Raw genomic sequence first — 24,995 nt, 5'->3', positions numbered from 1 at the left:
GCCCCGACTTAGCCGCGGCCCTCGTCCTTCTCGTCCTGGCGCTCCTGCTGGTAGCGCGCCTCGAAGTCGTGCAGGCGCGCTTCGATCGTCGACAGATCGTAGTAGCCCACCGATTTCATGTCGCGCGCCTCCTTGAGCTGACGGATAGCCGAGGGCCACGCGCCGTCGAGCGCCAGCTTCTCCGCCATCGCCCGATGCTGAGTGAGCGCGTCGCCGAGTCCGGCGCTCGCCTGCGCCAGATAGAGCCACCAGGCGTCCTGCTGCGGTTCGGCCTCGGTTTCGCTGCGCGCGAGCGTCTGCGCCTCCTTGAAGCGCCGCGCCGCGATCAGCGCCTGCAGCCGCGCATCGGTAGCCGCGTGGGAGCCTGGCCACGCCTTGTGCGCGGCCTCGGCCAGCCGCACGGCGTCGTCGGTGCGGCCTGAGCGGCGCGCGATATCCACGGCGAGCACGTCGAGGCTCGGCGAGCTGCGCGTCTTGCTGCCATCCGCGGCCTCGAACTTCGCGAACGCCGCGCGCGCGTTCGCGAGCGACGCCGTGGCGTCGTCGTAGCGCTCCAGCAGCAACTGCGCGTAGGCAATGCCATACCAGTTCGCGGCGACGTTGAGCGCCGTGCGGTCCTCGAGCTCTGAGCGCAGACGCGAAACCTCGTCGATGTACTCGTTGCGCGTGCGGTCCTGAAGCACACGCACGCGTGCGCGCACGAAACCGTACTCGGGCGCCTGGCGCGGCTGACGGTAAGCGGCGCGGCGCGCGCGGTCCTGCATGTCGGCGATGCGCTCGCCGGTGAGCGGGTGCGTGCGCGCGTAGGCCGGCACGCCCGTGTCTTCCATCGAATCGCGCTCGAGCCGCTCGAAAAACGCCACCATGCCCCACGGGTCGTAGCCCGCGCCCGTGAGCAGCTGGAAGCCCACGCGATCGGCCTCGTGCTCCGCGGCGCGCGAGAAACGCAACTGGCTGTCCACGGCATACGCCTGGCTGCCGAGCGCAATCCCGGCGCCGAGATCGCCGCTATGCGCGAGCACGCCCGCGAGAATGCCGAACAGCACGCCGGCCAGCGCGGCCAGGCCCGTGCGCTCGCTCTGCGAAAGCATACGTGCGATGTGCCGCTGCAAGACGTGGCCCATTTCGTGACCGAGCACGGAGGCGAGTTCGGACTCCGTTTGGGTGACGACGATGAGCCCCGAGTTCACGCCGATGAAGCCGCCCGGCAGCGAGAAGGCGTTGATCTGGCCGTCGCGGATCGCGAACAGATCGAAGTCGGGCCGATAGGCGCCGATGAACTGCGCGCTGGCGGCCGCCGCGAGGCGCGCGGCCACCGAATTGAGGTAGTCGCGCACGAGCCAGTCGCCGATATAGTCGGGGTCGCGGCGAATCTCGCGCATCACGCGCTCGCCGATACGGCGCTCGGCCTGCGGCGTGAGCGCGCCGCCGGAGCCGTCGCCGAGGTCGGGCAGTTGCGGCACCCAGGCGGGGGCGCGCACGCTGGTATTGCCGCTCGAAGTCGAAGGCGAGGAAGCTGCGCCTGCCTGGCCCTGGGCCGAAAAGCGGCTCTGCGCGCCGCCGTAAGTGCCGAACACGCCCTGCGCGATCGAGGCGGGGACGACGGGGTCCGCCGAGTCGTCGAACGGGCCGCTGACGAGTGCGGGCGCCGCATTGGCCGCGTTCGGTGCCGGGCTGGAGGGGGCCGGTGCCGGCTGCGCGGCCATCGGCGGGGCCGCGCCGGACTTGAGGACGGCGGCATTCGACGCCTGCGCGTACGCTTGCGGCGAAACCGTAAGCGACGCGCACAACCATGCAGCAAGCAGCCGTTTCAGACGCATTGATGACAGGATCGGGGAATGCGGAACACCGGCGCGGCGGCGCGCCCGGTGAGGACCGCCCGCGCCCTTGCGCCAATCCATCGATTGTAGCCCGCCTTACAACACTTGCGACACGGCAAGACGCGTAGAAAGCGCGGCGTGCCGCACTGTTAAGATAGGTACCCCTCAAGGAAGAACCACCATGCCTGAACTCACGCATTTCGACGCAGCCGGCGACGCCCATATGGTCGATGTCGGCGGCAAGGCAGAGACGAAGCGCATCGCGCTCGCGAGCGGCACGATCCGCATGTTGCCGGAAACCTTCGCGCTGATCCGCGACGGCCACGCGAAAAAAGGTGACGTGATCGGCGTTGCGCGCATCGCCGCGATCCAGGGGGCGAAGCGCACTTCGGATCTGATTCCTCTGTGCCACCCGCTCGCCATCACGCGCGTGAAAGTGGATTTCGTGCTCGACGAAGCGCTGCCCGGCGTTCACTGCACGGCGCAGGTGGAAACGCTCGGCCGCACGGGCGTGGAAATGGAAGCGCTGACCGCCGTGCAGGTCGGACTGCTGACCGTCTACGACATGTGCAAGGCAGTGGATCGCGGCATGACGATCACCGATGTGCGCGTGCTGGAAAAGCACGGCGGCAAGTCGGGAGACTGGGTGGCGGAGCGCTGATGCCATGACGCTCGACGAACTGCTCGCGCAGGTTCTGGCCTTTCGCGACGAACGCGACTGGAAGCAGTTTCACACGTTGCGCAACCTGATCGTCTCCACCAGCATCGAGGCCGGCGAGTTGCTGGAAACGGTCCAGTGGAAAACCGATGCGCAGATCGACGCGCAGATCGCCGATCCCGCGCAGCTCACGCATCTCAAGCACGAATGCGCGGATGTGTTCATCTACCTGTTGCTGGTCGCCCATACCGCCGGGATCGATCTGGTCGAAGCGGCGGCGGAAAAGCTCAAGCTGAACGCGCAGCGCTATCCCGTGGAGAAGGCAAAAGGCAGCGCCGCGAAGTACTCCGAGCTTTGATTGCCGGAGCGGCGGCGAGCTGACTCACCGCCCCTTCACGCGCGCGCTGCGAGACTCAATCGTCCGAATCGTCCTCGTCGTCCTGTTCGACCGATTTCGCCGGCGTCCCGTACTTCTTGACGAGTTGCGCCTTGAAGTCCGCGAGCGTGGGCTGCTCGTCGAGCAGGCCGTAGAGCGAAGCGAGTTGCGTCTGCCAGTCGTGCAGTTCCGTGGCGAAAATGCGCAGACGCTCCACCGTATCGAAAGCGCCCGCCGTATCGCCATCCAGCGCCTGCAAGACCGCGTAGCGGCGCAGCACCGTTTCGCCGGGCAGCAGCGCGATGGCGCGCTGGTGCGCGTAAAGCTTGCTCGGCAGGCTCGCGGCGTTCATCGGCAACAGCGTGGCCATACCGTAGTCGCCCCAAGCGCCGAACAGCCGCGAAGGATCGTCGCCGTAGTCGCGCGCCGGGTGCTGACCGTAATACAGCACCTCGGCGCGGTTGTAGTCGCGCAGCACCGGGTACAGCGCCGCGACGCCGCCGAACACGACCACCGCATACACGCCGAGCGAGACACGCGACGGCACGACACGCAGCGGCTTCGTCTCCAGCAGGCCGAACACGAACATCGCTGGCAGCAGGAAGAACATGTACTGCTGCGGATATTCGACGAGCGCATGCATGACGAGCACGCCGATCAGCATGAAGCCGAACACGCGCTCGGCGGTATGCGGCGCGCGCAGCCCGCGCACGAACCACGCGACGAGCCCGATCACGACGATGGCAAGACCGACGAGGCCGGTCTTCGCGAGCAGGTCGAGGAAGATGTCGTGCGCGTTGTTGGCGATCTCGACGCCGCCAAGCGAGCGCGCCAGCTCGAACTGGTGCACCGGGAAATCGCCCCAGCCGACGCCCAGCACCGGATGCGACTTGAACATCGTCCAGCCGTAGCGCCACAGTGCGAGGCGCGGCGCGATCTGGCTGGCGTCCTTCATGCGCTCGGCGGCGGACTGCGCAAGGTCCAGGCCGTAGTGGACGTTGGCCCAGCGCACGAATGCATTCATGCCGAAGAAGATCAGCACGAGCACGAACGGGATGGCCCAGGCGCGCACGCCGCCGGCCTTGCGGCCCGCACCCGCACCGCGTCCCTCGTCGCCTTCGCTGCGGCAGCCCGTGAGCGCGATCCACAGACCCGCGACGAAAATCACGCCCATCTGCAGCCACGGCCCGCGCGACACGGTGAGCGCGAGACCGCCCGAATAGATCACGGTCTGCACGCCCCACAGCAGGATGTTCAAACGCCGTGTGAGGACGAGGTACATCGCACCCGCCATCGCAAAGGCGATATAGGTGGCGAGGTGATTGGCCTGCGCCATGTTGCCGAACGGCCGGCGATCGACCGTGATGTTGTACGCCACCACGAGCGGCGTGACCTTCGTCTCCAGGTGAAAGAGCTGGATCACCTGGGTGAATACGGCGAAGAGGCCGCCGAACTGCAGCGCGAAAGCCGCCCACACGAGCGCCGATTGCATGAGGCGCGCGCGCGTGATGGTGTAGCCCGCGTGCGTCGCGAGGAACGCGGCGAGCAGATAACCGGCGCCGAGCCAGTTCATCGAAGGCTCGGCGAGCGGCAGTGCGAACGTCTGCACGATCAGCAACAGACCGAAGAAGAGCGGCACGAGCGCGACCGTGGGCGATGCGAAGCCCTCGCCTGCGCGCGCCGGACGAATGAGCAGCAACGTCGCGGCGCCCATCAGCACATAAAGTGTCAGTGCAACGAATTCCGCGTAGAAAGTCGGAATCGGATAGGTGTGGTTGACGACCGCATAGGGCAGCGTCAACGCGAGGGCCAGCAAGACGAACGTAAGGTAACGCGCAAAATTGGAAGGCATGGTTGGGCGGGGGCGTTCAGCAACGGGGCACTATACAAAACTTTTCCCCCGCTGTGCGGGTGCGGCCGGTCGGGTCGCATCCGCGTGCGCTGCGCGAGTGGGCTTGAAAGCGCTCACGGTTGCCCCCGCACCGATGCGCAAACCTTATGCGCGGCACTCCGGCGGTGCGAGGTTGCCCGCCAGCGTTGCGGCGTCCGTGGGCGACGGGCCCGTGCCGGGCGCGCCAAGGGACGAAGCCGTCTTGCCCGCTGCGAAGCACTCCCACGTGAGCGTGCCGCCCTGCACACTGCCCTGGGCGAGCACGACGCGCGCGGTGGGCGCATCGGCGTTGTCTGGCACCGAGGGTACGAGCACGATGGTGTTGCTGCCCTCGGGCGCCACGCGCGACGTGAAAGCGACCGTGATCTGACCGGTCGTGTCATCGATATGCAGCGACTGCACGTTGCGCGTGGCGGGCGGCACCGTGTAGCCCGCGCCGAACGCGTTGCCGCTCGCGGCGTTCTCCGCCACGGCGAGGCGCGCGGAAGCCGCGAGCGAAAGGCCCTCGCCCACGCGGCTGCGGGCGAGGTAATCCTGGTACGCGGGAATGGCGTAGGCCGCGATCACACCGACGATCGCGAGCACGATCATCAGTTCGATCAGCGTGAAGCCGCGCGCGGTCCAGCGCCCGGCAATGCTCGCGAGGCGCGAGAGTCTGGCAAAACACGCGCAGCCGTTGGGCGGCTGCGGGTTCATGGGAAGTGCGGATACGATCATCGTCAGGGCTCCTGAAACAAGAAACGCCTGCTCACAGTCGTGAACAGGCGTCTTGATCGTATCGGCGGCCCGTGCTGCGCAGCAGTCGGCCAGATGGCCCAGGCACTATGGCACAGCCATGCGCGCTCAGTGCGACTGCGGCCCCTGCGTCGCGCTGCGCTGCGCGTTGCGGCGCCGAAGCCAGGTGCCGAGCGCGACGACGAACACGGCCCCCGCCACGCACATGCCGTATTCGGCCGCTGGCGTATCGAGCAGCGGCCAGCGGTCGCCGGCGGGATCGTTGACGATGAGCCCGCCCGCAATCCAGCCGAGCAGCGCGGCGCCGAGCGTCACGATCACCGGGTAGCGGTCGAGCAATTTCAGTACGAGTTGGCTGCCCCACACGATGAGCGGAATGCTCACCATCAGCCCGAAGATCACGAGTGCGATGCGATGGCGCGGATCGGCCGCTTCGGCAGCGCCCGCAATCGCGACCACGTTGTCGAGGCTCATCACCGCGTCGGCAACGACGATCGTCTTGATCGCGCCCATCAGCTTTTCGGCAGGCTTCACGTTGGCGTGCTCGAGTTGACTGGGCGCGAGCAGCCGAACGCCGATCCACAGCAGCAGCAGGCCGCCCGTGAATTTGAGGAACGGCACGTTGAGCAGCACCACGGCGAAGGCGATCAGCACCACGCGCAGCGCGATCGCGCCCGCGGTGCCCCACAGAATGCCGCGCATGCGCTGCTGCGAAGGCAGGTCGCGGCAGGCGAGCGCGATCACCACGGCGTTGTCGCCGCCGAGCAGGATGTCGATGACGATGATCTGGATGACAGCGCCCCAGTGGAGCGTCGCGAAAAACTCGAGCATGGAGACGAAGACTCAGCCGTGACTCAGGATAGGCGGCTCATACGGCGAGCCAAATAAAAAAGCGAGGAGGCCACGACTGGCTCCCTCGCTCTTTGTTCGGAAACCTCGTGAAAGGATTCCGCAAGCATATCAAAAAACGCCGGCCGCCCGCGCATACATGATGCACGAGCGGCGGCGATTTCGAATTTACAGCATCGCCTTCAGCAGACGACCCATTTCCGACGGGTTGCGCGTCACCTTGATGCCGCACGCGTCCATGATTTCCAGCTTCGCGTCGGCCGTATCCGCACCGCCCGAGATCAGCGCGCCGGCGTGGCCCATGCGCTTGCCCGGAGGCGCCGTGACGCCCGCGATGAAGCCAACCACCGGCTTCTTCATGTTGTCCTTGATCCACTCAGCGGCGTTCGCTTCGTCCGGACCGCCGATTTCGCCGATCATGATCACGGCGTCCGTATCCGGATCGTCGTTGAACATCTTCATGACGTCGATGTGCTTCAGACCGTTGATCGGGTCGCCGCCGATACCGACTGCCGACGACTGGCCGAGGCCGATCGCGGTCAGCTGGGCAACCGCTTCATACGTCAGCGTGCCCGAACGCGACACGACGCCGATGCGGCCCTTACGGTGGATGTGACCCGGCATGATGCCGATCTTCAGCTCGTCCGGCGTGATCGTGCCGGGGCAGTTCGGGCCGAGGAGCAGCGTCTTGCGGCCTTCGCGGCGCATACGGTCCTTGACTTCGATCATGTCGCGGACGGGAATGCCTTCCGTGATGCAGATCGCGAGATCGAGGTCGGCCTCGACGGCTTCCCAGATCGCAGCAGCAGCGCCTGCCGGCGGCACGTAGATGACCGAAACGGTCGCGCCGGTGGCGTCCTTCGCTTCACGCACGTTCGCGTAGATAGGAATGCCTTCGAAATCTTCGCCGGCCTTCTTCGGGTTCACGCCAGCGACGAACGCTTCGCGGCCGTTTGCGTACTCACGGCACGCGCGGGTATGGAACTGACCGGTCTTGCCGGTGATGCCCTGCGTGATGACCTTGGTGTCTTTGTTGATCAGAATCGACATGTATTGACCTCTTTTCGTTTGGCGCCGCGCGTCGCGTCATCCGCGCCTTGCGTTGCGGATTTCGCGCCGGCACGCCGCCATTCGTGTCCGGTGAAAATTACTTGCCTTCGGCAGCCGCGACGACCTTCTGCGCGGCTTCTTCCATGCTGTCTGCCGAAATGATCGGCAGGCCCGATTCGGCCAGCATCTTCTTGCCGAGGTCCTCGTTCGTGCCCTTCATGCGCACGACGAGCGGCACGTTCAGGTTCACGGCCTTCGAACCAGCGATCACGCCTTCCGCGATCACGTCGCAGCGCATGATGCCGCCGAAGATGTTCACGAGGATCGCCTTCAGGCCCGGGTTCTTGAGCATGAGCTTGAACGCTTCCGTGACCTTCTCGGTCGTGGCGCCACCGCCCACGTCGAGGAAGTTCGCCGGCTCGCCGCCGAACAGCTTGATGGTGTCCATCGTCGCCATGGCGAGGCCTGCGCCGTTCACCAGACAGCCGATGTTGCCGTCGAGCGAGATGTACGCGAGGTCGAACTTCGAGGCTTCGATTTCAGCCGGATCTTCTTCGTCCAGGTCGCGGTAAGCGACGATTTCCGGATGACGGGACAGTGCGTTGGAGTCGAAGTTGAACTTCGCGTCGAGCGCGATGACCTTGCCGTCGCCGGAGACGTTCAGCGGGTTGATTTCAGCCAGCGATGCGTCGGTTTCCCAGAATGCCTTGTACAGGCCTTGCAGGATGGCGCGGGCTTGCGGAATCGAAGCAGCCGGCACGCCGATCTTCGCGGCGAGGTCGTCGGCCTGAGCGTCGAGCAGACCCGTCGACGGCTCGACGATGACCTTGTGGATCAGTTCCGGGTGCTTTTCGGCGACTTCTTCGATGTCCATGCCGCCTTCGCTCGAACCCATCAGAACGATCTTTTGCGACACGCGATCGACGACGAGGCTGACATACAGTTCCTGCTTGATGTCGGCGCCTTCTTCGATCAGCAGACGGTTGACCTTCTGGCCTTCCGGACCGGTCTGGTGCGTGACGAGCTGCATGCCGAGGATCTGGTTCGCGTATTCGCGGACTTGCTCGATCGTCTTGGCAACCTTCACGCCACCGCCCTTGCCGCGGCCGCCAGCGTGGATCTGCGCCTTGACGACCCAAACCGGACCGCCCAGCTCTTGAGCGGCCTTGACCGCGTCATCCACCGAAAACACCGGGATGCCGCGCGGGACCGCGACTCCGAATTTCCGCAGGATTTCCTTACCCTGGTACTCGTGAATCTTCATGCGTGATTCCTTCAGTCTGAGAGTTGGAGTGAACTTCGATTCCGCTGTTGTTATTCATGCGAGACGGCGTCGGCCCTGCCCTCTTGGCCCGGGCTCCGGCTGTCGCGCACGCTGGGGGTTTCCGCGCCGCGTGCGATCGAACGCGGCACATGGCCATACCAGCGCGGATAAAACTGCTTCACCGCCTCCCCGTCGAACCGCAGCGCGTGGCAGCGGCCCAGCTGGAAGGGCGGCTTTTCACCGGCGGCCTCATTGCCTCCGGCGGTCTTGCCGAGTTCCGGTCCGGGCGCTTCACCCGGCGAGCCATTCGATGTGTCCCACACTGCCCCGACGAACGCCTGGATCGCAGCGGTCGGCAAAACGCCCAACATTTCTGTGAGGTGTGTGCAGCCGACCGTGCCGGCGAGGAGCCGGCCCGCTTCACGGCGGAAATTGTCGAGGAGATTGAGCCCGATAAGGGCCCGATAGGCGGGATTGGCGTTCTGGCACTGACCGTCGTAAGGCACCCAGTCGGACGACGCTTCGGCGTCGACGACATTGAGCTTGCGATCGATCGTAATACGCAGCCAGAGTTCATGGATCGGCAGACCATTGGGCCGGACACCGGCGGCGAGCGGCACGTCGCGTGGCTTGTGGTCGGTCAGACACGCGTCGATGTCCCACAGGCCGTCTTCGCGCTCATAGGCAACCGCCCGGATGGCGCGCTGATGGCGCAACTGGCGGGGCACGGGCGGAGAAAGCGGCATGCTAAAGGTAAGACCGGATTGGAAAACCTCGTGATTTTAACATACCGAGTATTTGAGACAGCCGCGAACACACAGGCCGGGCGGGGACTTGCCTGAGCGGATTTTTCGAGACGGCCGGCTCAGTTATCGGACCAGTCTTCGTCGATTCCCTTGAGGATCTTGCCGATGATCGACATCGAGAAGCCGCGCGCCGCGAGAAAGCGCGCCTGGCGCGCGCGTTCGGCGGGCGTCTCGGGCAACTGGCCGTACTTCTTCTGCCAGACCGTGCGGGCGCGGACGAGCTCGGTCTCACGCAGTTGCGAGCTCACCTCTTCGATGAGCGCTTCGCCCACCGCGTGGCGCTTGAGTTCGCTGACGATACGCCCTGCCCCCACGCGCGACGCGCGCCGGTGCACGACGCTTTCGGCAAAGCGCGCGTCGGAGAGCCAGCCCTCGCGTTCGAGTGAATCGAGCAGCACTTCGAGTGCGTCGGCGTCCTCGGTGTACGGCATGAGCTTGCGCGAGAGTTCGGCGCGGCTGTATTCGCGGCGCGAAAGATAGCCGAGCGCGCGGCCCTTGAGGGAGCGCTCGGGGCGCTGCTTCGCCGTGGACGATTGTTCGCGCGCGCTGGCGCGTGCGGCGCGGCTGGCCGAGCTACGCTCGTATTGGTCGGCTTGCGGCGCGCTGGATTCGCGCGCTGTTTCGAGCGGCGCGCGACGCGATCGCTTGAATGTGGGTTCGGACAGCGGTTCTGGCGGCACGTTTGCCGCCTCTTCATCCGCCCCGCTGAAGAACGCCTCGAACGGGACTTCGAAGACCGCGCCGCCATCGTCGCTGAGATCGGCGGGCGAAGAAAACGCGGCGCCAGAATGCGCAAAACCGCGATCGCCCGCCTGGGCGTCGCGGCTCAAATGGCCAGAACGGCTCGTGCGCGAGTCGGCAGGCTTGACGGCGGAGCGCCGTTCGACGCCCCTGTCCGCAGGCGAACCCGCGTGCGGGTTAGCCTGCTCGCCGGAAGGCGAGGACGTGGGTGACCCGCCCTTGCGCATCAGCTTGCCTTATCTACGAGAGCCTGTGGACTTACTCTTCGTCAGCGACTTCGACTTCGCCGGAGTCCTTGACGCCGTCCGGCATCGTGCTCACGCCAAGCGACTCGCGGATGCGGTTTTCGATCTCGCGAGCAATGTCCGCGTTCTCGCGCAGGAATTCACGTGCGTTGTCCTTGCCCTGGCCAATGCGCTCGCCGTTATAGCTGTACCACGCACCCGCCTTGTCGACGATCTTGGCCTGCACGCCGAGGTCGACGATTTCGCCCTGACGCGAGATGCCCTCGCCGTAGAGAATGTCGAAAACGGCTTCGCGGAACGGCGGCGAGACCTTGTTCTTCACGACCTTCACACGCGTTTCGCTACCGATCACTTCGTCGTTCTTCTTGATCGAACCGATGCGGCGAATGTCCAGACGCACCGACGAATAGAACTTGAGCGCGTTGCCGCCCGTGGTGGTTTCCGGGTTGCCGAACATCACGCCGATCTTCATGCGGATCTGGTTGATGAAGATCACCATGCAGTTCGTCTTCTTGATCGTGCCGGTGAGCTTGCGCAGCGCCTGCGACATCAGACGCGCCTGCAGACCCGGCAGCGAGTCGCCCATTTCGCCTTCGATTTCCGCCTTCGGCACGAGCGCCGCGACCGAGTCGATCACGATCATGTCGATCGAGCCCGAGCGCACCAGCGCGTCGGTGATTTCGAGCGCCTGCTCGCCCGTGTCCGGCTGCGAGATGAGCAGTTCGGGCACGTTCACGCCGAGCTTGGCGGCGTATTGCACGTCGAGCGCGTGTTCCGCGTCGATGAACGCCGCCGTGCCGCCGAGCTTTTGCATTTCGGCGATGACCTGCAGCGTGAGCGTGGTCTTACCCGACGATTCCGGACCGTAGATCTCGACCACCCGGCCGCGCGGCAAACCACCCACGCCAAGTGCGATGTCGAGGCCGAGCGAACCGGTGGAGACTACCTGGATGTCCTCGACCGCCTCGCCGTCGCCGAGTCGCATGATCGACCCCTTGCCGAACTGCTTTTCGATCTGCGCGAGCGCGGCGGCCAGCGCCTTGCTCTTTTCAGCAGTCAGCCCAGCCGAGCCTTTCTTGCTATCTTCCATGAATCGTCCTTTGCTATGATGAACGGCGTCTCGTGACCATGCGCACGCCTCATTCGGGCTAATGCACACGAACGCAGACACTGTATAAAAAAACAGTGGTTTTGGCAAGCCTTTCTGGCTATCCAGAACCGCGAATTTCGGGAGACCGCCGCGCGTCGCCTGGCCGCGCCTTCAAGGACGCGGCGCGGCGCGGGTGTTACGAGCCTGACTACGAGGTCTAAAAGCCTCGAAGGCGACGCTGGCGCAACATGCGAATCCTCATTGCCGAAGACGACAGCATACTCGCGGATGGACTCGTGAGATCACTCCGCCAATCGGGCTATGCCGTTGATCACGTGCGTAGCGGCGTGGATGCCGATACCGCGTTGTCGATGCAGTCGTTCGACCTCCTGATCCTCGATCTGGGCCTGCCGAAAATGCCGGGCCTCGAAGTGCTGCGCCGTTTGCGCGCGCGCAATTCCAACCTGCCCGTGCTGATCCTCACCGCCGCCGACAGCGTGGACGAGCGCGTCAAAGGCCTCGACCTCGGCGCCGACGACTACATGGCCAAGCCTTTCGCGCTCAACGAGCTCGAAGCGCGCGTGCGTGCGCTCACGCGGCGGGGTGCGGGCGGCGGCCCGACCGTCGTGCGGCACGGCGCGCTGGCGTTCGACCAGGTGGGGCGCATTGCGCGCATCAACGACCAGGTGCTCGATCTTTCCGCGCGCGAACTGGGCGTGCTCGAAGTGCTGCTGCAGCGGCTCGGGCGGCTCGTCTCGAAGGAGCAGCTCGTCGACCATCTGTGCGAATGGGGCGAAGAAGTCAGCAACAACGCCATCGAAGTCTACGTGCACCGGCTGCGCAAGAAAATCGAAGCGGGCGGCGTGCGCATCGTGACCGTGCGCGGGCTCGGCTACTGCCTCGAAAAGGAGGCGAAGGAAGCGCAGGCCGGCGCAGGCCAGACGCCCGCCCGGACCGAGGCCGGCACGCCCGACGCCGCGCCGGCGATGCCCGCCAGCCACCACTTCAAGTAGGCAGGATCGACGATGGCCGGGCGTCCTCCCATCGCGCGCGCCGTGCCGCCCAAGGGCGCCGCAGGCGTTGCCGGCCCGGCCGGCGACAGCGTTTCGGGCGCGACCGCATCCGCGGCCGACGCCCTCGACGACGACGCGCGCGACGCCCGCTACGCCAATCCGTTCGCCCCGCCCGACGAAGCCGAAGCCGCCGCCGAGGCCCGCCCGCGCTCGCTCTTCGGCGAGATTCTCGACTGGATGCTCGCGCCCCTGCTGCTGCTCTGGCCGATGAGCATCGCGGTCACGTATCTCGTGGCGAAATCGATCGCCAACGCCCCGTTCGACCGCGCGCTCGAAACCGACGCCTATGTGCTCGCGCGCCAGATCCAGCCCGTCAACGGCGTGGCCGAGCTGACACTGCCCGCCTCCACGCGCGACTTCCTGCGCGCCGATAACGTCGACAGCGTGTTCTATCAGGTGCTCGGCAGCCGTGGCGAGCTGATCGGCGGCGATCGCGACATGCCGCTGCCCCACGACGACGACCGCCCGCCGCCGGGCCTCGTCGAATTCCGCGACGACACGCTGCATGGCATCGACATCCGCGTCGCCTATACGACCGTGGAGCCGACGCATCCGAGCGTCGGCGATCGGCAAGGTCAACCCGTGCTCGTGCAGGTCGCGGAAACGCTCGACAAGCGCCGCCAGCTCGCCAACGACATCATCAAGGGCGTGATCCTGCCGCAGTTCGTGATCTTGCCGCTCGCGATCCTGCTCGTGTGGTTCGGGCTCTCGCGGGGCCTCGCTCCCCTGCACGCGCTGCAGTCGAACATCCGCATGCGTCGCCCCGACGATCTTTCGCCGCTCGAAGCACGCCGCGCGCCGCCCGAAATCGAGCCGCTCGTCACCTCGTTCAACGACCTGCTCACGCGCCTCGAACAGAACATGGAACTGCAAAAGCGCTTCATCGCCGACGCCGCGCATCAGATGAAAACGCCGCTCGCGGGCTTGCGCACCCAGGCCGAGCTCGCGCTGCGCCAGGACGCGCCCGCCGAAGTGCACCGCTCGCTCGAGCAGATCGCGACGAGCTCCGAGCACGCCGCACGGCTCGTCACCCAGCTGCTCGCACTCGCGCGCGCGGAAAACCGCATGTCCGGACAGGTCTTTACCTCGGTGGACGTGGCCGACGTGGCGCGCCACGCCGTGCGCGACTGGGTGCAGCCGGCGCTCGCCAAGCAGATGGACCTCGGCTACGAAGGCCCCGAAACGGCCGGCGGCAGTGAGGAAGACGATGGCGAAGCGGGGGCGCGCATCGAAGTGGACGGCAACCCGGTGATGCTGCGCGAGATGCTCTCGAACCTCATCGACAACGCGATCCGCTACACGCCCGCGGGCGGGCGCATCACCGTGCGCGTGCGGCCCGAGCCCTCGGCGGGCATGGTCCATCTCGAGGTGGAAGATACGGGCATAGGCATTCCGAGCGCCGAGCGCGAACGCGTGCTCGAGCGCTTCTACCGCATTCTCGGGCGCGACGGCGAAGGCAGCGGGCTCGGGCTCGCGATCGTGCGCGAGATCGCCACGATGCACGGCGCCATGCTCGCCATCGACGATCACGTCTATCAGGAGACGCCGCGCCTCGCCGGCACGCTCGTGCGCGTGACGCTGCGCTTGCGTACGCAGGCCTGAGCGGCATTGCCGGCGCTTTGGCGGCGAAACCACCGCGAAACTGACGGACCGCGTCAGAAAACCGGGATGGGACTTACCCTTACCCGATACGCTTCGAGCGAGTCAAAATCTGCAGGTTAGAAGATACTTGCCGATCGATGCCTGATTTTGCTCGCGAATTCAGCGAAGTTAGCCGACCCCCACCCCACACCGACGCTACACTCGAAAACCCACACCCGCGTCAGAAGCCCGTAAGTTTCCATTCCAATAATGCTCCGCAGGACCGCGGGTCTACGAGTCGCCTGCCCGACGGACCACACGCATATCAATACTGGAGACATCTATGGCAACCGTTGGCGGACAAGTCTCGCACGCGCCGATGACCAGCGACGAAAAACGCGTGATCTTCGCGTCGTCGCTCGGCACCGTGTTCGAGTGGTATGACTTCTACCTGGCCGGATCGCTCGCGGCCTTCATCAGCAAGAGCTTCTTTTCCGGCGTCAATCCCACTGCCGGCTTCATCTTCACGCTGCTCGGCTTCGCTGCGGGCTTTGCCGTGCGTCCGTTCGGCGCGATCGTGTTCGGGCGCCTCGGCGACCTCGTGGGCCGCAAGCACACGTTCCTCGTCACGATCGTCATCATGGGTATCTCGACCTTCGTGGTCGGCTTCCTGCCCGGCTATGCGTCGATCGGCATTGCGTCGCCGGTGATCTTCATCGGCATGCGTCTGCTGCAGGGCCTCGCGCTCGGCGGCGAGTACGGCGGCGCCGCGACCTACGTCGCGGAGCACGCGCCGGCCGGACGACGTGGCTTCTACACCTCGTGGATCCAGACGACCGCCACGCTTGGCCTGTTTCTCTCGCTGCTCGTGATCCTCGGCGTGCGCACCTTCACCGGCGAAGAGCAGTTCGCCGCATGGGCATGGCGCATTCCGTTCGTCGCCTCGATCCTGCTGCTCGCGGTTTCGGTGTGGATCCGCCTGCAACTCGACGAATCGCCGGCATTCAAGCGCATCAAGGCCGAGGGCAAGGTCTCGAAGGCCCCGCTCACGGAAGCGTTCGGCCAGTGGAAGAATCTCAAGGTCGTGCTGCTCGCGCTCTTCGGCGTCACGGCCGGCCAGGCCGTGGTCTGGTACACGGGCCAGTTCTACGCGCTCTTCTTCCTGACGCAGACGCTCAAGGTGGACGGCGCCAGCGCCAACATCCTGATCGCGGTGGCGCTGCTGATCGGCACGCCGTTCTTCCTGTTCTTCGGCGCGCTCTCCGACAAGATCGGCCGCAAGCCGATCATCATGGCTGGCTGCCTGATCGCGGCGCTCACCTACTTCCCGATCTTCAAGGCGATCACGCACTACGCGAACCCGGCGCTCGAAGCCGCGACCGCACGCGCACCCATCGTCGTGATCGCGGATCCGGCCGAATGCTCGTTCCAGTTCAACCCGGTCGGCACCTCGAAATTCACGAGCTCGTGCGACATCGCCAAGAGCGCACTTTCAAAGGCCGGCCTGAACTACGAGAACGTGGCCGCCCCGGCAGGCACGCTCGCGCAAATCAAGGTGGGCGACACGACCATCGACACGTTTGACGGCCGGGCGCCCGGCGCCAAGGAAGCCGGCGCGCTGTTCGAGAAGACGCTCGCGGCTACGCTGAAAGCGGCGGGCTATCCGCTCAAGGCCGATCCCGCGCAGCTCAACTGGCCGATGACGGTGGTGATGCTCACGATCCTCGTGATCTTCGTGACCATGGTGTACGGGCCGATCGCGGCGATGCTGGTGGAGATGTTCCCGACGCGCATCCGCTACACCTCGATGTCGCTGCCGTATCACATCGGCAACGGCTGGTTCGGCGGCTTCCTTCCGGCGACCGCCTTCGCGATCGTGGCGGCGCGCGGCGATATCTACTCGGGCCTCTGGTATCCGATCATCATCGCGCTGGGCACCTTCGTGATCGGCATGCTGTTCGTGAAGGAAACCAAGGACTCGGATATTTACGCGCAGGATTGAGGCTGTGAGCGCTGCCGGGTGGGGCTTCTCGCCCGGCGGCCGCCTTCCCTGCAAAAAGATGACGAAGGGGGTTGACAACCTCCGGCTGTACCGCGATAATTATTTTCTTAGGCGAATTAGCTCAGCCGGTTAGAGCGACGGAATCATAATCCGCAGGTCCGGGGTTCGAATCCCTGATTCGCCACCAGTTGCAAAAAAAAGCCGCTGTCCCGCAAGGACAGCGGCTTTTTTCATTTCCGCGTGCGTGGCGAACCGGAGTCCGCCGGACCGCACGGCATTCACCTGATCTGCTTGCGCTCCCGCTTCGTTTCGTACATCGAACGATCCGCGTATTCGATCAGCGCCGTCATCTCGGTGCCGTCGTCGGGCAGGATGGCAACGCCTACGCTCACGCCGAGATCGATGCGATGTCCTTCGAACTCGAACGGCTCGCCCACAGTGTCCACGAGCCGGCGGCTATACGCCTCGGCGTCCCCGCGCCCCGCGATGCCGGGCAGGATCACGGCGAACTCGTCGCCGCCCACGCGCGCGGCCGTGTCCACGCGGCGGCTGTGGCGCGCAATGCGCGTCGCGGTCTCGCGAATCGCCGCGTCGCCGGCGCGATGCCCGTAGCGGTCGTTGATCGGCTTGAGGCCGTCCATGTCGAGATTGAGCACGCCGAGTCCGCCCGACGAGCGCAGCGCGAGGTCCACCGACTGGCGCAGGCGATCGTAAAAGAGCGCGCGATTGGGCAAACCGGTGAGCGCGTCATGCGTCGCGCGCAGATAGAGCTCGCTCGTCTCGTGCCGCGCGGCGTGGAACATGGCTGCGGCGATGAGTTCGGACATCAGCGAGAGCGTGCGGATGTCCTCGTCCTTGAAGGCGTCGACTTCCGAATTCGTGACTTTCAGAACACCGACCGTCGTCTCGAGATGCTTGAGCGGCGTGACGATCATCGAACGCAGGCCGGCGCGCCGGCACGCTTCGCGGTCCACGCGCGGGTCGGTTTCGGAGTCGTCGCAGCGCAGGATCTCGCCCTCGCGCACGCACAGGCCCGACAGGCTCGTTTCACGCGCGAGGCGCAATCCGAGGAGGTTCGCGACGTTGCCCGAGGCCGCGCGGTAGACCATGTCCTCACCTTCGGCGAGTTCGACGACCGCACCCTGGGCTCGCGTGAGCTGCTCGGTGCGCTCCGCTACGTAGGCCATCACGCCGCCGAGATCGAGCCCGAGCTTCGCGATGTCCGACTGCGCCTTGATGATTTCCAGCAGGGTTGCGTTGTCCAGTTGCGTGTCTTTCGCTTCGCTCTTCTTCATCGCTTAACCGTTAGCCTTGCCTTTGACTTGCTGACGGCACTGAAAGCCACGGCGCCGTTCGATCGAGCTAAAGCATAGCAAACGTTATTGCATGCGCCAGCGCAATCGTTTTACATCTGCAATTCGCTGCGTTTTTCGCGATTCGTTGCGAAGACACCCATCCGGCATACGCGTTCATCGCTCGATGCGCTCGCGCGTGAGGCGCAGCAACGCCGCCATTGCGCGGCTCGCCGCATAGGCGTCGCGTTGCACGATCGCCTCGTACACGAGGGTGTGGTCGGGCAGCGCGGCGTTGAACACCTCGGCGCGCTTTGCGTTCACGCGCAACTGGCCTTCGAGCGTGCGCTCGATCAGCGTGCCGAGCGGCACCAGCAATTCGTTGCGGCAAGCGCCCAGCACCGCGAGATGAAAGCGCAGGTCGGCGCGCACCCATTCGTCCACATTGCGCGCTTGTGCCATGGCCTCGTGCGCGGCGGCGATCGACGCGAGCGCATCGGAATCATGCGCGTTCGCGGCCAACCCTGCCGCAAACGGCTCGATCATCTCGCGCATTTCCTGGAGCTTGAGCGCGAAAGCAAGCGGCGGCGCCACGCGCGCGTACCAGTCGAGCACGTCAGCATCGAGCAGATTCCACGCTTCGCGCGCACGCACCCGCGTGCCCACGCGCGGACGCGACTCCACGAGCCCTTTCGAGGTGAGCGTGCGCAGCGCCTCGCGCAGCACCGTTCGGCTCACATCGAACGTTGCCATGAGTTCGGCCTCGCGCGGCAGGACCGTCGCGGGCGGGTAGTCGCCACGCAGGATCGCGCTGCCGAGTTCGTAGGCCACCGTGCCGTGCAGATCGCGTTGAATCGCCGTTCTCCTGGATATTGGGAAGCGTTGCGAAATAATACTATTAATAGCACTTAAAGGCGAATTTTGCAGTAGCATGGGCGGATGAAGACGTTGCCGCTCGCGCGTGATGCGAGCGCCGCCCTACCGCTCAAGGTCATGGAGACACCGCATGAAAATCACCAGGCTCGAAACCTTCGTCGTCCCGCCGCGCTGGCTCTTTCTGAAGATCGAAACGGACGAGGGGATCGTCGGCTGGGGCGAGCCGATCGTCGAAGGTCGCGCGCATACGGTGGCCGCGGCCGTCGATGAACTCGCCGACTATCTGGTCGGCAAGGATCCGCTCCTCATCGAGGATCACTGGCAGGTGATGTATCGCGCGGGCTTCTATCGCGGCGGCCCGATCTCGATGAGCGCCATTGCCGGCGTCGATCAGGCGCTCTGGGACATCAAGGGCAAGCATCATGGCGTGCCCGTTCACGCGCTGCTCGGCGGCCAGGTGCGCGACAAGATCAAGGTGTATTCGTGGATCGGCGGCGACCGTCCGAGCGACGTCGCCAACAACGCGCGCGCCGTAGTCGAGCGCGGCTTCAAGGCTGTGAAGATGAACGGCTCCGAAGAACTGCAGATCATCGACACCTTCGACAAGGTGCAGGGCGTCATCAACAACGTCGCGGCCGTGCGCGAGGCCGTGGGCCCGAACGTCGGCATCGGCGTGGACTTCCATGGCCGTGTGCACAAGCCGATGGCCAAGGTGCTCGCGAAGGAACTCGATCCGTTCAAGCTGATGTTCATCGAAGAGCCCGTGCTCTCGGAGAACGTCGAGGCGCTGCGCGACATCGTCAACCAGACCAGCACGCCGATCGCGCTGGGCGAGCGCCTGTATTCGCGCTGGGATTTCAAGCACATTCTCGCGGGCGGCTACGTGGACATCATCCAGCCCGACGCCTCGCACGCGGGCGGCATCACCGAGTGCCGCAAGATCGCCGCGATGGCCGAAGCCTATGACGTCGCGCTCGCGCTGCACTGCCCGCTCGGACCGATCGCGCTCGCCACCTGCCTGCAAATCGACGCCGTGAGCTACAACGCGTTCATCCAGGAGCAGAGCCTCGGCATCCACTACAACAAGGGCAACGACCTGCTCGACTACATCAGGAATCCCGAAGTCTTCAAGTACGAAGACGGCTTCGTCTCGATTCCGCAGGGCCCGGGTCTCGGCATCGACGTGAACGAGGAGAAGGTGCGCGAGATGGCGAAGACCGGTCACCGCTGGCGCAATCCGGTGTGGCGTCACGAAGATGGCAGCGTCGCCGAATGGTGATGCGCAGATGAACGCCGAACGCGCGGCGCGCAGCGTGAAGTGACGCGCTCGATGCTGCGCGTTTCGGCGACGTAACATTTCGCGTGGCTTTGCGGGCTTCGGCGCGCGCGCTCGCGAGACGCGCGCACGCCTTATGTCGTTTGCGCACACAGCCAGTTCATGGAATGCCGCGCCGCGCAAGGCGCGGCCATCATCGAAGACACGCGCCGAACGCGAACGCCAGCCACTGGCCTGCTCCTTGCAGATTCCTTTGCAACCCAACCTCGGTGTTGCAAAGGACTCCATGGACGCGTCGCTTCCCGACTATCTGATCCGCGAACAAGCCGCCATCGGCGCACTCGTCGCCTTCGGCTTCCTGCGCGTGCTCGCTGCCGCAATCGCCTTCACGCGCGGCTGGCGCATTCGCTGGATCGAGTACACCGCGATCGGCGCCGCGGCGCTATGGTGTGCGCCGCAGTTGATCGCGCTGATCGCTAATCCAACCTCCGTGGCTGCGCTCGCGGAGCTCGAAGGCAACGCCACGGGCTGCGCCCTCGCCCTCTTCTTCTCACCGATCCTCAGTCACCGGCTCGGCTACGAATAAGTTGCGGCGACGACGTTTCAGCCCTGCAACACGTAGGCCGGCACGCTGTGCGCGAGCGCGGCTGCGGCCACCAGCACGCCGATCATCACGATCGCTTCGAGATGGATCACGTTGACGAACCGGCGCGCCGCCGCCGTCGACGCCGCGCGCCGCAACTCGGGCATCGCCACGAGCCGGTTGAAGCCGCCCATCGCGAGCGCGAGCAGCACGAGCACAGCCTTGAGCATCAACACGCGGCCCCAGGTGCTGCCGACGATGGCGTCGATCGAGCCGCCGCTGCCGCGCAGCGCATCGAACACGCCCGTCGCGATCACGAAGCCCACCGCGAAGAACGCCACATTCGAAATCTGGCCCGCCGTGCGGATCAGCACGCCGCGTGCCGTCGATGCGCCGAGCGCCGGCAGCACGGCAAGCCCTCCCGCCATGACGATGCCGCTCCACGCGCTCGCGCTGAGCAAATGAAGGGTATGCAGCCCGAGCGCAGCCGAGGCGAAGCCCGCATCGGCGGCGTGTCCGAGCCCCGCGCGCCCCGCGGCGATGGCGACGAGCGCGAGCCACAGCACACCGTCGCGCGCCACGCTCGAAGCCGCGAACGCGCAGCCGAGCAGCACGAGCGCACCGACGAACGCGACGGTCCACGCGTGTCCGACGTGCGTTTGCGAGAGCACCGTGCCGACCACGCCGAACGCGCTGGGCAACGGTTCGCCGCTGACCGACGCGCTCTCGTAGAGCATCCACATGATGAGCGCCGCCACGAGCACGAACGCCGCGACGCGCAGCGAGCGTTGCGCACGCAGCCATGCGAGGCGTGCGGGCGCGACGTGCGTGCGGCCGTCCTTGTCGAGCCAGGCGCCATAGAACGCCGAGCCGAGCGCGAATGCGTAGGCGATGTTGACGATGGCCGCCATGGCGACCTGCCCGATCCAGAGCCAGTCAGCTTTCATCGGACCTCGCCCTCCCGCGTGTTGCGGGTCGCACGGACTTCGCGCGAAGGGGATCGGTCGGCTGGATGCAACGATAGGGAAAGTGCAATTGGAGTCATCGAGACAAGTGGCAAGGAAACAACATGAAAACGGCAACAGCAGCACGCGCAAGCATCACGTCGCGTGACCCGCAAGGGTGCCTGCTTCGATAGCCGCCGCGCCATTCGGTTCAATGCGGGCTCGATGCGGCTTCAACGCGCATTCCATGCGCGAGCATCGAGCCGAGGCACGAGACCGGAAGTGGCGGCGGCATGCGCCCGGCATGATGACATGCATGCACCGGGCAACGAGCGGCTCGCCGAATGGGGCGCGGGTGCGGGACAACCCCGTGTCACCGATTGGCGAACAGGTGCAGAATCATAACCGGCACCGACGCGACGATCGGCCGCAAGCACGTCGCGGTGGCGCCTCGAAGCCATCGGAGAGCGTTTGTGGTGCATGCGGCAAATGGTCACTATGAGTTCCCGATGCTAGAATCTGCTGCGTCGCCGCAGCGCGCACGGTCTGCTGCTTTCATCGCGCGCAGCCTGGAAGCCGGGCCGTTCGAAGCCTGGTCAGGTCCACGATAAAGATGGAGTTACGCGTGTCCCCAAGACGTATCTTCCGACCGCTCATTCCGCTCGTCGCGCCTCTGGCAGCAGCACTTTTGCTCGGGACGACAGGCGTTCTCAGCGCTGCACATGCCCAGACGGCGGCCTCCGCGCCGCAGGCCAAAGCCCCGGACACGATCGCCGCACGCGTGCAGGGCTGCACCGCGTGCCACGGCTCGCATGGACAGGGCACCGACAACGACTACTTCCCGCGTCTCGCCGGCAAACCGGCCGAGTACCTGTTCAACCAGCTAATGAACTTTCGCGAGGGGCGCCGCAAGTACCCTCCGATGAATTATCTGGTCACCTATCTCTCCGACGACTACCTGCACGAGATCGCAACGTTCTTCTCGCAGCAGCGGCCGCCCTACCCGCCGCCCGCAAAACCTTCGGTCGGCAGCGACACGCTCGCACGCGGTCAGCAGATCGTACTGCACGGCGACCCGGCCAAACAGGTGCCCGCCTGCGCGGCCTGCCACGGCGCGAAGCTCACCGGCATGGAGCCGGCCATTCCGGGTCTGGTCGGTCTGCACATGGATTACATCAGTGCGCAGATCGGCGCCTGGCGCTCGGGCTCGCGGCACGCGAAGGCGCCCGACTGCATGCATGAGATCGCCACGCGTCTCACCGACGAAGACGTGAACGCGGTCGCGGCCTGGCTCTCCACGCAGAGCGCGCCGCAGAACCCCGTGCCGGCGCCGGCTGGCTCACTCAAGACGCCGCTTGCCTGCGGCAGCGAACCGCAATAAGGCGCCGGGGGAGACAGCCAATATGAACCGCAAGTCCCTGTTCGCACTTTCCGCCGTGATCGTGGCCGCCGCCGCGGCCCTCGTACCAGTGCTCTGGTCGGGCACCCACTATCTGCACAACGCTGCGGCGCAGGCCGCGACGCCCGTCGACCAGGCCGATCTCATCAAGAAGGGCGAGTACCTCGCGCGCGCCGGCGACTGTATCGCCTGCCATACCGTGCGCGGCGGCCACATGTTCGCGGGCGGCCTGCCGATGGCCACGCCGTTCGGCACGCTCTACACCCCGAACATCACGCCCGACGACCAGTACGGCATTGGCAAGTGGAGCGCCGACGACTTCTATCGCGCCATGCACACGGGCCGCTCGAAGGACGGCAGCCTGCTCTATCCGGCGTTCCCGTTCGCGAGCTACACCAAGGTCACGCGCGCCGACGCCGACGCGATCTTCGCCTATCTGCGCTCGGTCCCGCCGGTCAACGTGCCCAGCCGCCCGCACGAACTCAAGTTCCCGTTCAACAACCGCAACCTGCTGATCGGCTGGCGCACGCTGTTCTTCCGCGAAGGCGAATACAAGCCCGATCCGACCAAGTCGGTCGAATGGAACCGCGGCGCGTATCTCGTGGAAGGCCTCGGCCACTGCGGCATGTGCCACACGTCGATCAACGCGGTGGGCGGCCCGGTCAACTCGGCGGCCTTCGCAGGCGGCCTGATCCCGCTGCAGAACTGGTACGCGCCGTCGCTCACGGGCAGTGAAGGCGGCCTCGGCGACTGGGACATCAGGGACATCGCAAGCCTCCTGAAGACCGGCGTTTCCGAGCGCGGCGCCGTGTTCGGCCCGATGGCGGACGTGATCCACAACAGCCTGCAATACCTCTCGGACGACGACATCCACGCGATGGCCTCGTATCTGAAGACCATCCCGCAGAAGAAGGAAGCGCCCGAAACGATGCAGATGGAGACGTCGGAAGCGTTCGGCGGCGAACTCTTGCAGCAAGGTCAGAAGATCTACCATGACCAGTGTGCAAAGTGCCACGCGGAGAACGGTCTCGGCATGCCGCCGAACTTCCCGCCGCTTGCGAACAACCAGTCGATCCAGATGCATTCGGCCGTGAACCCGATCCGCATGGTGCTCAACGGCGGCTATCCGCCAAGCACGGGGGGCAATCCGCGCCCGTACGGCATGCCGCCGTTTGGGCAGTCGCTCTCGAACCAGGAGGTCGCGGCGGTGGTGACGTTCATCCGCATGTCCTGGGGCAACAAGGGCACGCCGGTGTCCCCGCAACAGGTCGCGGACCTGCGCTCGTCTCCGCTCGACTGACGCAAAGCAGCCCACCGCCGTAAGGGCCTCAGCCCGTACGGCGGTCCCACGCAAGTGGTTACTGTTATAGTGACGGTTGCCTGATAAGGGCGCAGTCCGCGGTGCGCGGGCTGCGCCCTTCGCTATTTGGCGCCGGGGCCGTGCGGTGAAAGCGGCTCCGTGGCCCGTCAGGCCTGGTTTTGAACGCTGCGCTCGAGCACGGCGCTGCACGCGGTGGAACACTGTTCCGCCGGCGCGCGCTGCGCTCAGGAAGAACAAGGAGTGGTCGTCATGCACGCCGGTGAGCGTCTGAACAGCATTACTCACCTCGTGGGCGCGATGTTGTCGGTAGCGGGGCTCGTCTCGCTCGTGACGCTCGCGGCGCTGGATCACGACGCGTACAAGGTCGTGAGCTTTGCGGTATACGGGGCGATGTTGTGCGCGCTGTACACGATCTCGACGCTGTATCACGGCGTGCGCGGCATCCGCCTGAAGGCCGTGCTGCAAAAGTGCGACCATGCCGCGATCTATCTGCTCATCGCGGGCAGCTATACTCCGTTCACGCTGGTGACGCTGCGTGGACCCTGGGGCTGGTCGCTCTTCGGCGTGAGCTGGGGGCTCGCGGCCCTTGGCATCGTCCAGGAACTCACGCTCGGGCGGCGCACGAGAATGCTTTCGATGGCGCTCTACGTGGTGATGGGCTGGCTCGCGGTGGTGGCGGTTCGCCCGCTCGTCGAAGCCTTGCCGGCCGCGGGCACGGCGTGGCTGCTGGCCGGCGGCGTCATTTACAGCGTCGGCATTTATTTTTTCATCAATGACGAGCGCATCCGGCACGGACATGGAATCTGGCATCTGTTCGTGCTCGCCGGGAGCGTCTGTCAATTCGTGAGCGTCGCGCGCTACGTCGCGTGACGCGTCAATGCGAAGACATCGTACGGCCGCCGCAGTGTCCGCGGCCGCGTGATGCAACTTAACGCCAGACGACGGGTCTCGATAGACTTGTCCGTTCCATGAAGAAAAAACGCGGCGCGCGCACTGGCGCGCCGTCCGAACAACGCGAAAAGGCGGCTTCACCGGGCGCATTCGAACCCGGCAACACCGCTTTGGCTGCGCAGCGCGCCTTCGGGCCGCGAAGCGACGCCCGCGCTACTGCAATACAACAGGT

The 24,995-nt window shown here is 65.7% G+C and carries 22 protein-coding genes and 1 tRNA gene; 11 read left to right on the top strand and 12 right to left on the bottom strand.

All coding sequences use genetic code 11. The features are described 5' to 3' along the window. Nucleotides 1–8: 8 nt before the first annotated feature. Nucleotides 9–1,820 (bottom strand): M48 family metalloprotease, encoded by a 1,812-nt coding sequence (locus ACOJB8_RS12100; RefSeq protein ID WP_342948444.1) that lies wholly within the window; start codon nt 1,818–1,820, stop codon nt 9–11. Between the two features lie 181 nt (nt 1,821–2,001). Here ACOJB8_RS12100 and moaC point away from each other — a divergent pair, with 181 nt between their 5' ends. After that, nucleotides 2,002–2,481, top strand: a complete 480-nt coding sequence (gene moaC, locus ACOJB8_RS12095; RefSeq protein WP_342948443.1) for a cyclic pyranopterin monophosphate synthase MoaC — start codon at nt 2,002–2,004, stop codon at nt 2,479–2,481. A 4-nt stretch (nt 2,482–2,485) separates the two neighbouring features. Further along, nucleotides 2,486–2,836, top strand: coding sequence for a nucleotide pyrophosphohydrolase (locus tag ACOJB8_RS12090; RefSeq protein ID WP_342948442.1), 351 nt, complete (start codon nt 2,486–2,488; stop codon nt 2,834–2,836). 55 nt (nt 2,837–2,891) lie between these two features. Here the strand turns inward: ACOJB8_RS12090 and ACOJB8_RS12085 are convergent, their stop codons facing one another. The 8 genes from ACOJB8_RS12085 to recA form a co-directional block, all read right to left on the bottom strand. Beyond that, entirely contained in the window at nt 2,892–4,706 is a 1,815-nt protein-coding gene (locus ACOJB8_RS12085) for a PglL family O-oligosaccharyltransferase (protein ID WP_342948441.1), read from the bottom strand. 144 nt (nt 4,707–4,850) lie between these two features. After that, complete coding sequence (locus tag ACOJB8_RS12080; RefSeq protein WP_342948440.1) at nt 4,851–5,462, bottom strand: pilin; 612 nt, start codon at nt 5,460–5,462, stop codon at nt 4,851–4,853. A gap of 126 nt (nt 5,463–5,588) precedes the next feature. Continuing rightward, a complete protein-coding gene (locus tag ACOJB8_RS12075; protein WP_069262861.1) occupies nt 5,589–6,311 on the bottom strand; it encodes a TerC family protein in 723 nt (240 codons plus the stop codon). A gap of 186 nt (nt 6,312–6,497) precedes the next feature. Then, on the bottom strand, nt 6,498–7,379 hold the full coding sequence (gene sucD / locus ACOJB8_RS12070; RefSeq protein WP_069262862.1) for a succinate--CoA ligase subunit alpha: 882 nt from the start codon (nt 7,377–7,379) through the stop codon (nt 6,498–6,500). A 97-nt stretch (nt 7,380–7,476) separates the two neighbouring features. Further along, nucleotides 7,477–8,643: an ADP-forming succinate--CoA ligase subunit beta gene (sucC, locus tag ACOJB8_RS12065; RefSeq protein ID WP_321930262.1), complete on the bottom strand. Its 1,167-nt coding sequence runs from the start codon at nt 8,641–8,643 to the stop codon at nt 7,477–7,479. Nucleotides 8,644–8,693: 50 nt separating this feature from the next. Continuing rightward, the gene (locus ACOJB8_RS12060) at nt 8,694–9,389 is read right to left on the bottom strand and encodes a DUF2889 domain-containing protein (protein WP_324160523.1); all 696 of its coding nucleotides are present in this window, start codon (nt 9,387–9,389) and stop codon (nt 8,694–8,696) included. Between the two features lie 119 nt (nt 9,390–9,508). Then, entirely contained in the window at nt 9,509–10,417 is a 909-nt protein-coding gene (recX, locus tag ACOJB8_RS12055) for a recombination regulator RecX (RefSeq protein ID WP_475012702.1), read from the bottom strand. A gap of 31 nt (nt 10,418–10,448) precedes the next feature. Further along, nucleotides 10,449–11,525: a recombinase RecA gene (recA, locus tag ACOJB8_RS12050; RefSeq protein WP_069262865.1), complete on the bottom strand. Its 1,077-nt coding sequence runs from the start codon at nt 11,523–11,525 to the stop codon at nt 10,449–10,451. 248 nt (nt 11,526–11,773) lie between these two features. Between recA and ACOJB8_RS12045 the strand changes: the two genes are divergently transcribed. From ACOJB8_RS12045 to ACOJB8_RS12030, 4 genes are all read left to right on the top strand, one after another. Next, nucleotides 11,774–12,538 carry a response regulator transcription factor gene (locus tag ACOJB8_RS12045; protein WP_069262866.1) on the top strand — a complete coding sequence of 255 codons (765 nt, stop codon included), beginning with the start codon at nt 11,774–11,776 and terminating at the stop codon, nt 12,536–12,538. 12 nt (nt 12,539–12,550) lie between these two features. Further along, the gene (locus ACOJB8_RS12040; RefSeq protein ID WP_475012700.1) at nt 12,551–14,200 is read left to right on the top strand and encodes a sensor histidine kinase N-terminal domain-containing protein; all 1,650 of its coding nucleotides are present in this window, start codon (nt 12,551–12,553) and stop codon (nt 14,198–14,200) included. Between the two features lie 322 nt (nt 14,201–14,522). Then, a complete protein-coding gene (locus tag ACOJB8_RS12035) occupies nt 14,523–16,181 on the top strand; it encodes an MFS transporter (protein WP_342948437.1) in 1,659 nt (552 codons plus the stop codon). A gap of 110 nt (nt 16,182–16,291) precedes the next feature. After that, nucleotides 16,292–16,368, top strand: a tRNA-Met gene (locus tag ACOJB8_RS12030). 91 nt (nt 16,369–16,459) lie between these two features. Here ACOJB8_RS12030 and ACOJB8_RS12025 read toward each other — a convergent pair. Both ACOJB8_RS12025 and ACOJB8_RS12020 read right to left on the bottom strand, forming a co-directional pair. Further along, the gene (locus ACOJB8_RS12025; RefSeq protein ID WP_069262868.1) at nt 16,460–17,476 is read right to left on the bottom strand and encodes a sensor domain-containing diguanylate cyclase; all 1,017 of its coding nucleotides are present in this window, start codon (nt 17,474–17,476) and stop codon (nt 16,460–16,462) included. A 174-nt stretch (nt 17,477–17,650) separates the two neighbouring features. Further along, entirely contained in the window at nt 17,651–18,406 is a 756-nt protein-coding gene (locus ACOJB8_RS12020) for a FadR/GntR family transcriptional regulator (RefSeq protein WP_342948436.1), read from the bottom strand. A gap of 73 nt (nt 18,407–18,479) precedes the next feature. On the opposite strand from ACOJB8_RS12020, the gene dgoD reads away from it, so the two are divergent. After that, nucleotides 18,480–19,628: a galactonate dehydratase gene (gene dgoD, locus ACOJB8_RS12015; RefSeq protein ID WP_368615905.1), complete on the top strand. Its 1,149-nt coding sequence runs from the start codon at nt 18,480–18,482 to the stop codon at nt 19,626–19,628. A gap of 283 nt (nt 19,629–19,911) precedes the next feature. Next, nucleotides 19,912–20,211, top strand: coding sequence for a hypothetical protein (locus ACOJB8_RS12010; RefSeq protein ID WP_475012697.1), 300 nt, complete (start codon nt 19,912–19,914; stop codon nt 20,209–20,211). A 17-nt stretch (nt 20,212–20,228) separates the two neighbouring features. On the opposite strand, the gene ACOJB8_RS12005 is transcribed toward ACOJB8_RS12010, so the two are convergent. Further along, the gene (locus tag ACOJB8_RS12005; RefSeq protein ID WP_069262870.1) at nt 20,229–21,155 is read right to left on the bottom strand and encodes a CopD family protein; all 927 of its coding nucleotides are present in this window, start codon (nt 21,153–21,155) and stop codon (nt 20,229–20,231) included. Between the two features lie 610 nt (nt 21,156–21,765). Between ACOJB8_RS12005 and ACOJB8_RS12000 the strand changes: the two genes are divergently transcribed. From ACOJB8_RS12000 to trhA, 3 genes are all read left to right on the top strand, one after another. After that, a complete protein-coding gene (locus tag ACOJB8_RS12000; RefSeq protein WP_069262871.1) occupies nt 21,766–22,533 on the top strand; it encodes a c-type cytochrome in 768 nt (255 codons plus the stop codon). A gap of 22 nt (nt 22,534–22,555) precedes the next feature. Continuing rightward, the gene (locus ACOJB8_RS11995; RefSeq protein ID WP_342948434.1) at nt 22,556–23,851 is read left to right on the top strand and encodes a cytochrome c; all 1,296 of its coding nucleotides are present in this window, start codon (nt 22,556–22,558) and stop codon (nt 23,849–23,851) included. A gap of 270 nt (nt 23,852–24,121) precedes the next feature. Beyond that, nucleotides 24,122–24,742, top strand: a complete 621-nt coding sequence (gene trhA / locus ACOJB8_RS11990) for a PAQR family membrane homeostasis protein TrhA (RefSeq protein ID WP_069262873.1) — start codon at nt 24,122–24,124, stop codon at nt 24,740–24,742. The last annotated feature ends 253 nt before the right edge of the window (nt 24,743–24,995 follow it).

This window comes from Paraburkholderia sp. BR10141, assembly GCF_056155635.1.
Note: the sequence above shows the minus strand (reverse complement) of the source record. Positions and strands in the feature narration are given on the sequence as shown.

Coding starts and splice junctions, on each gene's coding strand:
- ACOJB8_RS11995 (WP_342948434.1), top strand. CDS start 22,556: ATGAACCGCAAGTCCCTGTTCGCACTTTCCGCCGTGATCGTGGCCGCC.
- ACOJB8_RS12010 (WP_475012697.1), top strand. CDS start 19,912: ATGGACGCGTCGCTTCCCGACTATCTGATCCGCGAACAAGCCGCCATC.
- recA (WP_069262865.1), bottom strand. CDS start 11,525: ATGGAAGATAGCAAGAAAGGCTCGGCTGGGCTGACTGCTGAAAAGAGC.
- sucC (WP_321930262.1), bottom strand. CDS start 8,643: ATGAAGATTCACGAGTACCAGGGTAAGGAAATCCTGCGGAAATTCGGA.
- moaC (WP_342948443.1), top strand. CDS start 2,002: ATGCCTGAACTCACGCATTTCGACGCAGCCGGCGACGCCCATATGGTC.
- ACOJB8_RS12085 (WP_342948441.1), bottom strand. CDS start 4,706: ATGCCTTCCAATTTTGCGCGTTACCTTACGTTCGTCTTGCTGGCCCTC.
- trhA (WP_069262873.1), top strand. CDS start 24,122: ATGCACGCCGGTGAGCGTCTGAACAGCATTACTCACCTCGTGGGCGCG.
- recX (WP_475012702.1), bottom strand. CDS start 10,417: ATGCGCAAGGGCGGGTCACCCACGTCCTCGCCTTCCGGCGAGCAGGCT.
- sucD (WP_069262862.1), bottom strand. CDS start 7,379: ATGTCGATTCTGATCAACAAAGACACCAAGGTCATCACGCAGGGCATC.
- ACOJB8_RS12100 (WP_342948444.1), bottom strand. CDS start 1,820: ATGCGTCTGAAACGGCTGCTTGCTGCATGGTTGTGCGCGTCGCTTACG.
- ACOJB8_RS12020 (WP_342948436.1), bottom strand. CDS start 18,406: ATGCTACTGCAAAATTCGCCTTTAAGTGCTATTAATAGTATTATTTCG.
- ACOJB8_RS12060 (WP_324160523.1), bottom strand. CDS start 9,389: ATGCCGCTTTCTCCGCCCGTGCCCCGCCAGTTGCGCCATCAGCGCGCC.
- dgoD (WP_368615905.1), top strand. CDS start 18,480: ATGAAAATCACCAGGCTCGAAACCTTCGTCGTCCCGCCGCGCTGGCTC.
- ACOJB8_RS12080 (WP_342948440.1), bottom strand. CDS start 5,462: ATGATCGTATCCGCACTTCCCATGAACCCGCAGCCGCCCAACGGCTGC.
- ACOJB8_RS12035 (WP_342948437.1), top strand. CDS start 14,523: ATGGCAACCGTTGGCGGACAAGTCTCGCACGCGCCGATGACCAGCGAC.
- ACOJB8_RS12000 (WP_069262871.1), top strand. CDS start 21,766: ATGGAGTTACGCGTGTCCCCAAGACGTATCTTCCGACCGCTCATTCCG.
- ACOJB8_RS12075 (WP_069262861.1), bottom strand. CDS start 6,311: ATGCTCGAGTTTTTCGCGACGCTCCACTGGGGCGCTGTCATCCAGATC.
- ACOJB8_RS12040 (WP_475012700.1), top strand. CDS start 12,551: ATGGCCGGGCGTCCTCCCATCGCGCGCGCCGTGCCGCCCAAGGGCGCC.
- ACOJB8_RS12005 (WP_069262870.1), bottom strand. CDS start 21,155: ATGAAAGCTGACTGGCTCTGGATCGGGCAGGTCGCCATGGCGGCCATC.
- ACOJB8_RS12025 (WP_069262868.1), bottom strand. CDS start 17,476: ATGAAGAAGAGCGAAGCGAAAGACACGCAACTGGACAACGCAACCCTG.
- ACOJB8_RS12045 (WP_069262866.1), top strand. CDS start 11,774: ATGCGAATCCTCATTGCCGAAGACGACAGCATACTCGCGGATGGACTC.
- ACOJB8_RS12090 (WP_342948442.1), top strand. CDS start 2,486: ATGACGCTCGACGAACTGCTCGCGCAGGTTCTGGCCTTTCGCGACGAA.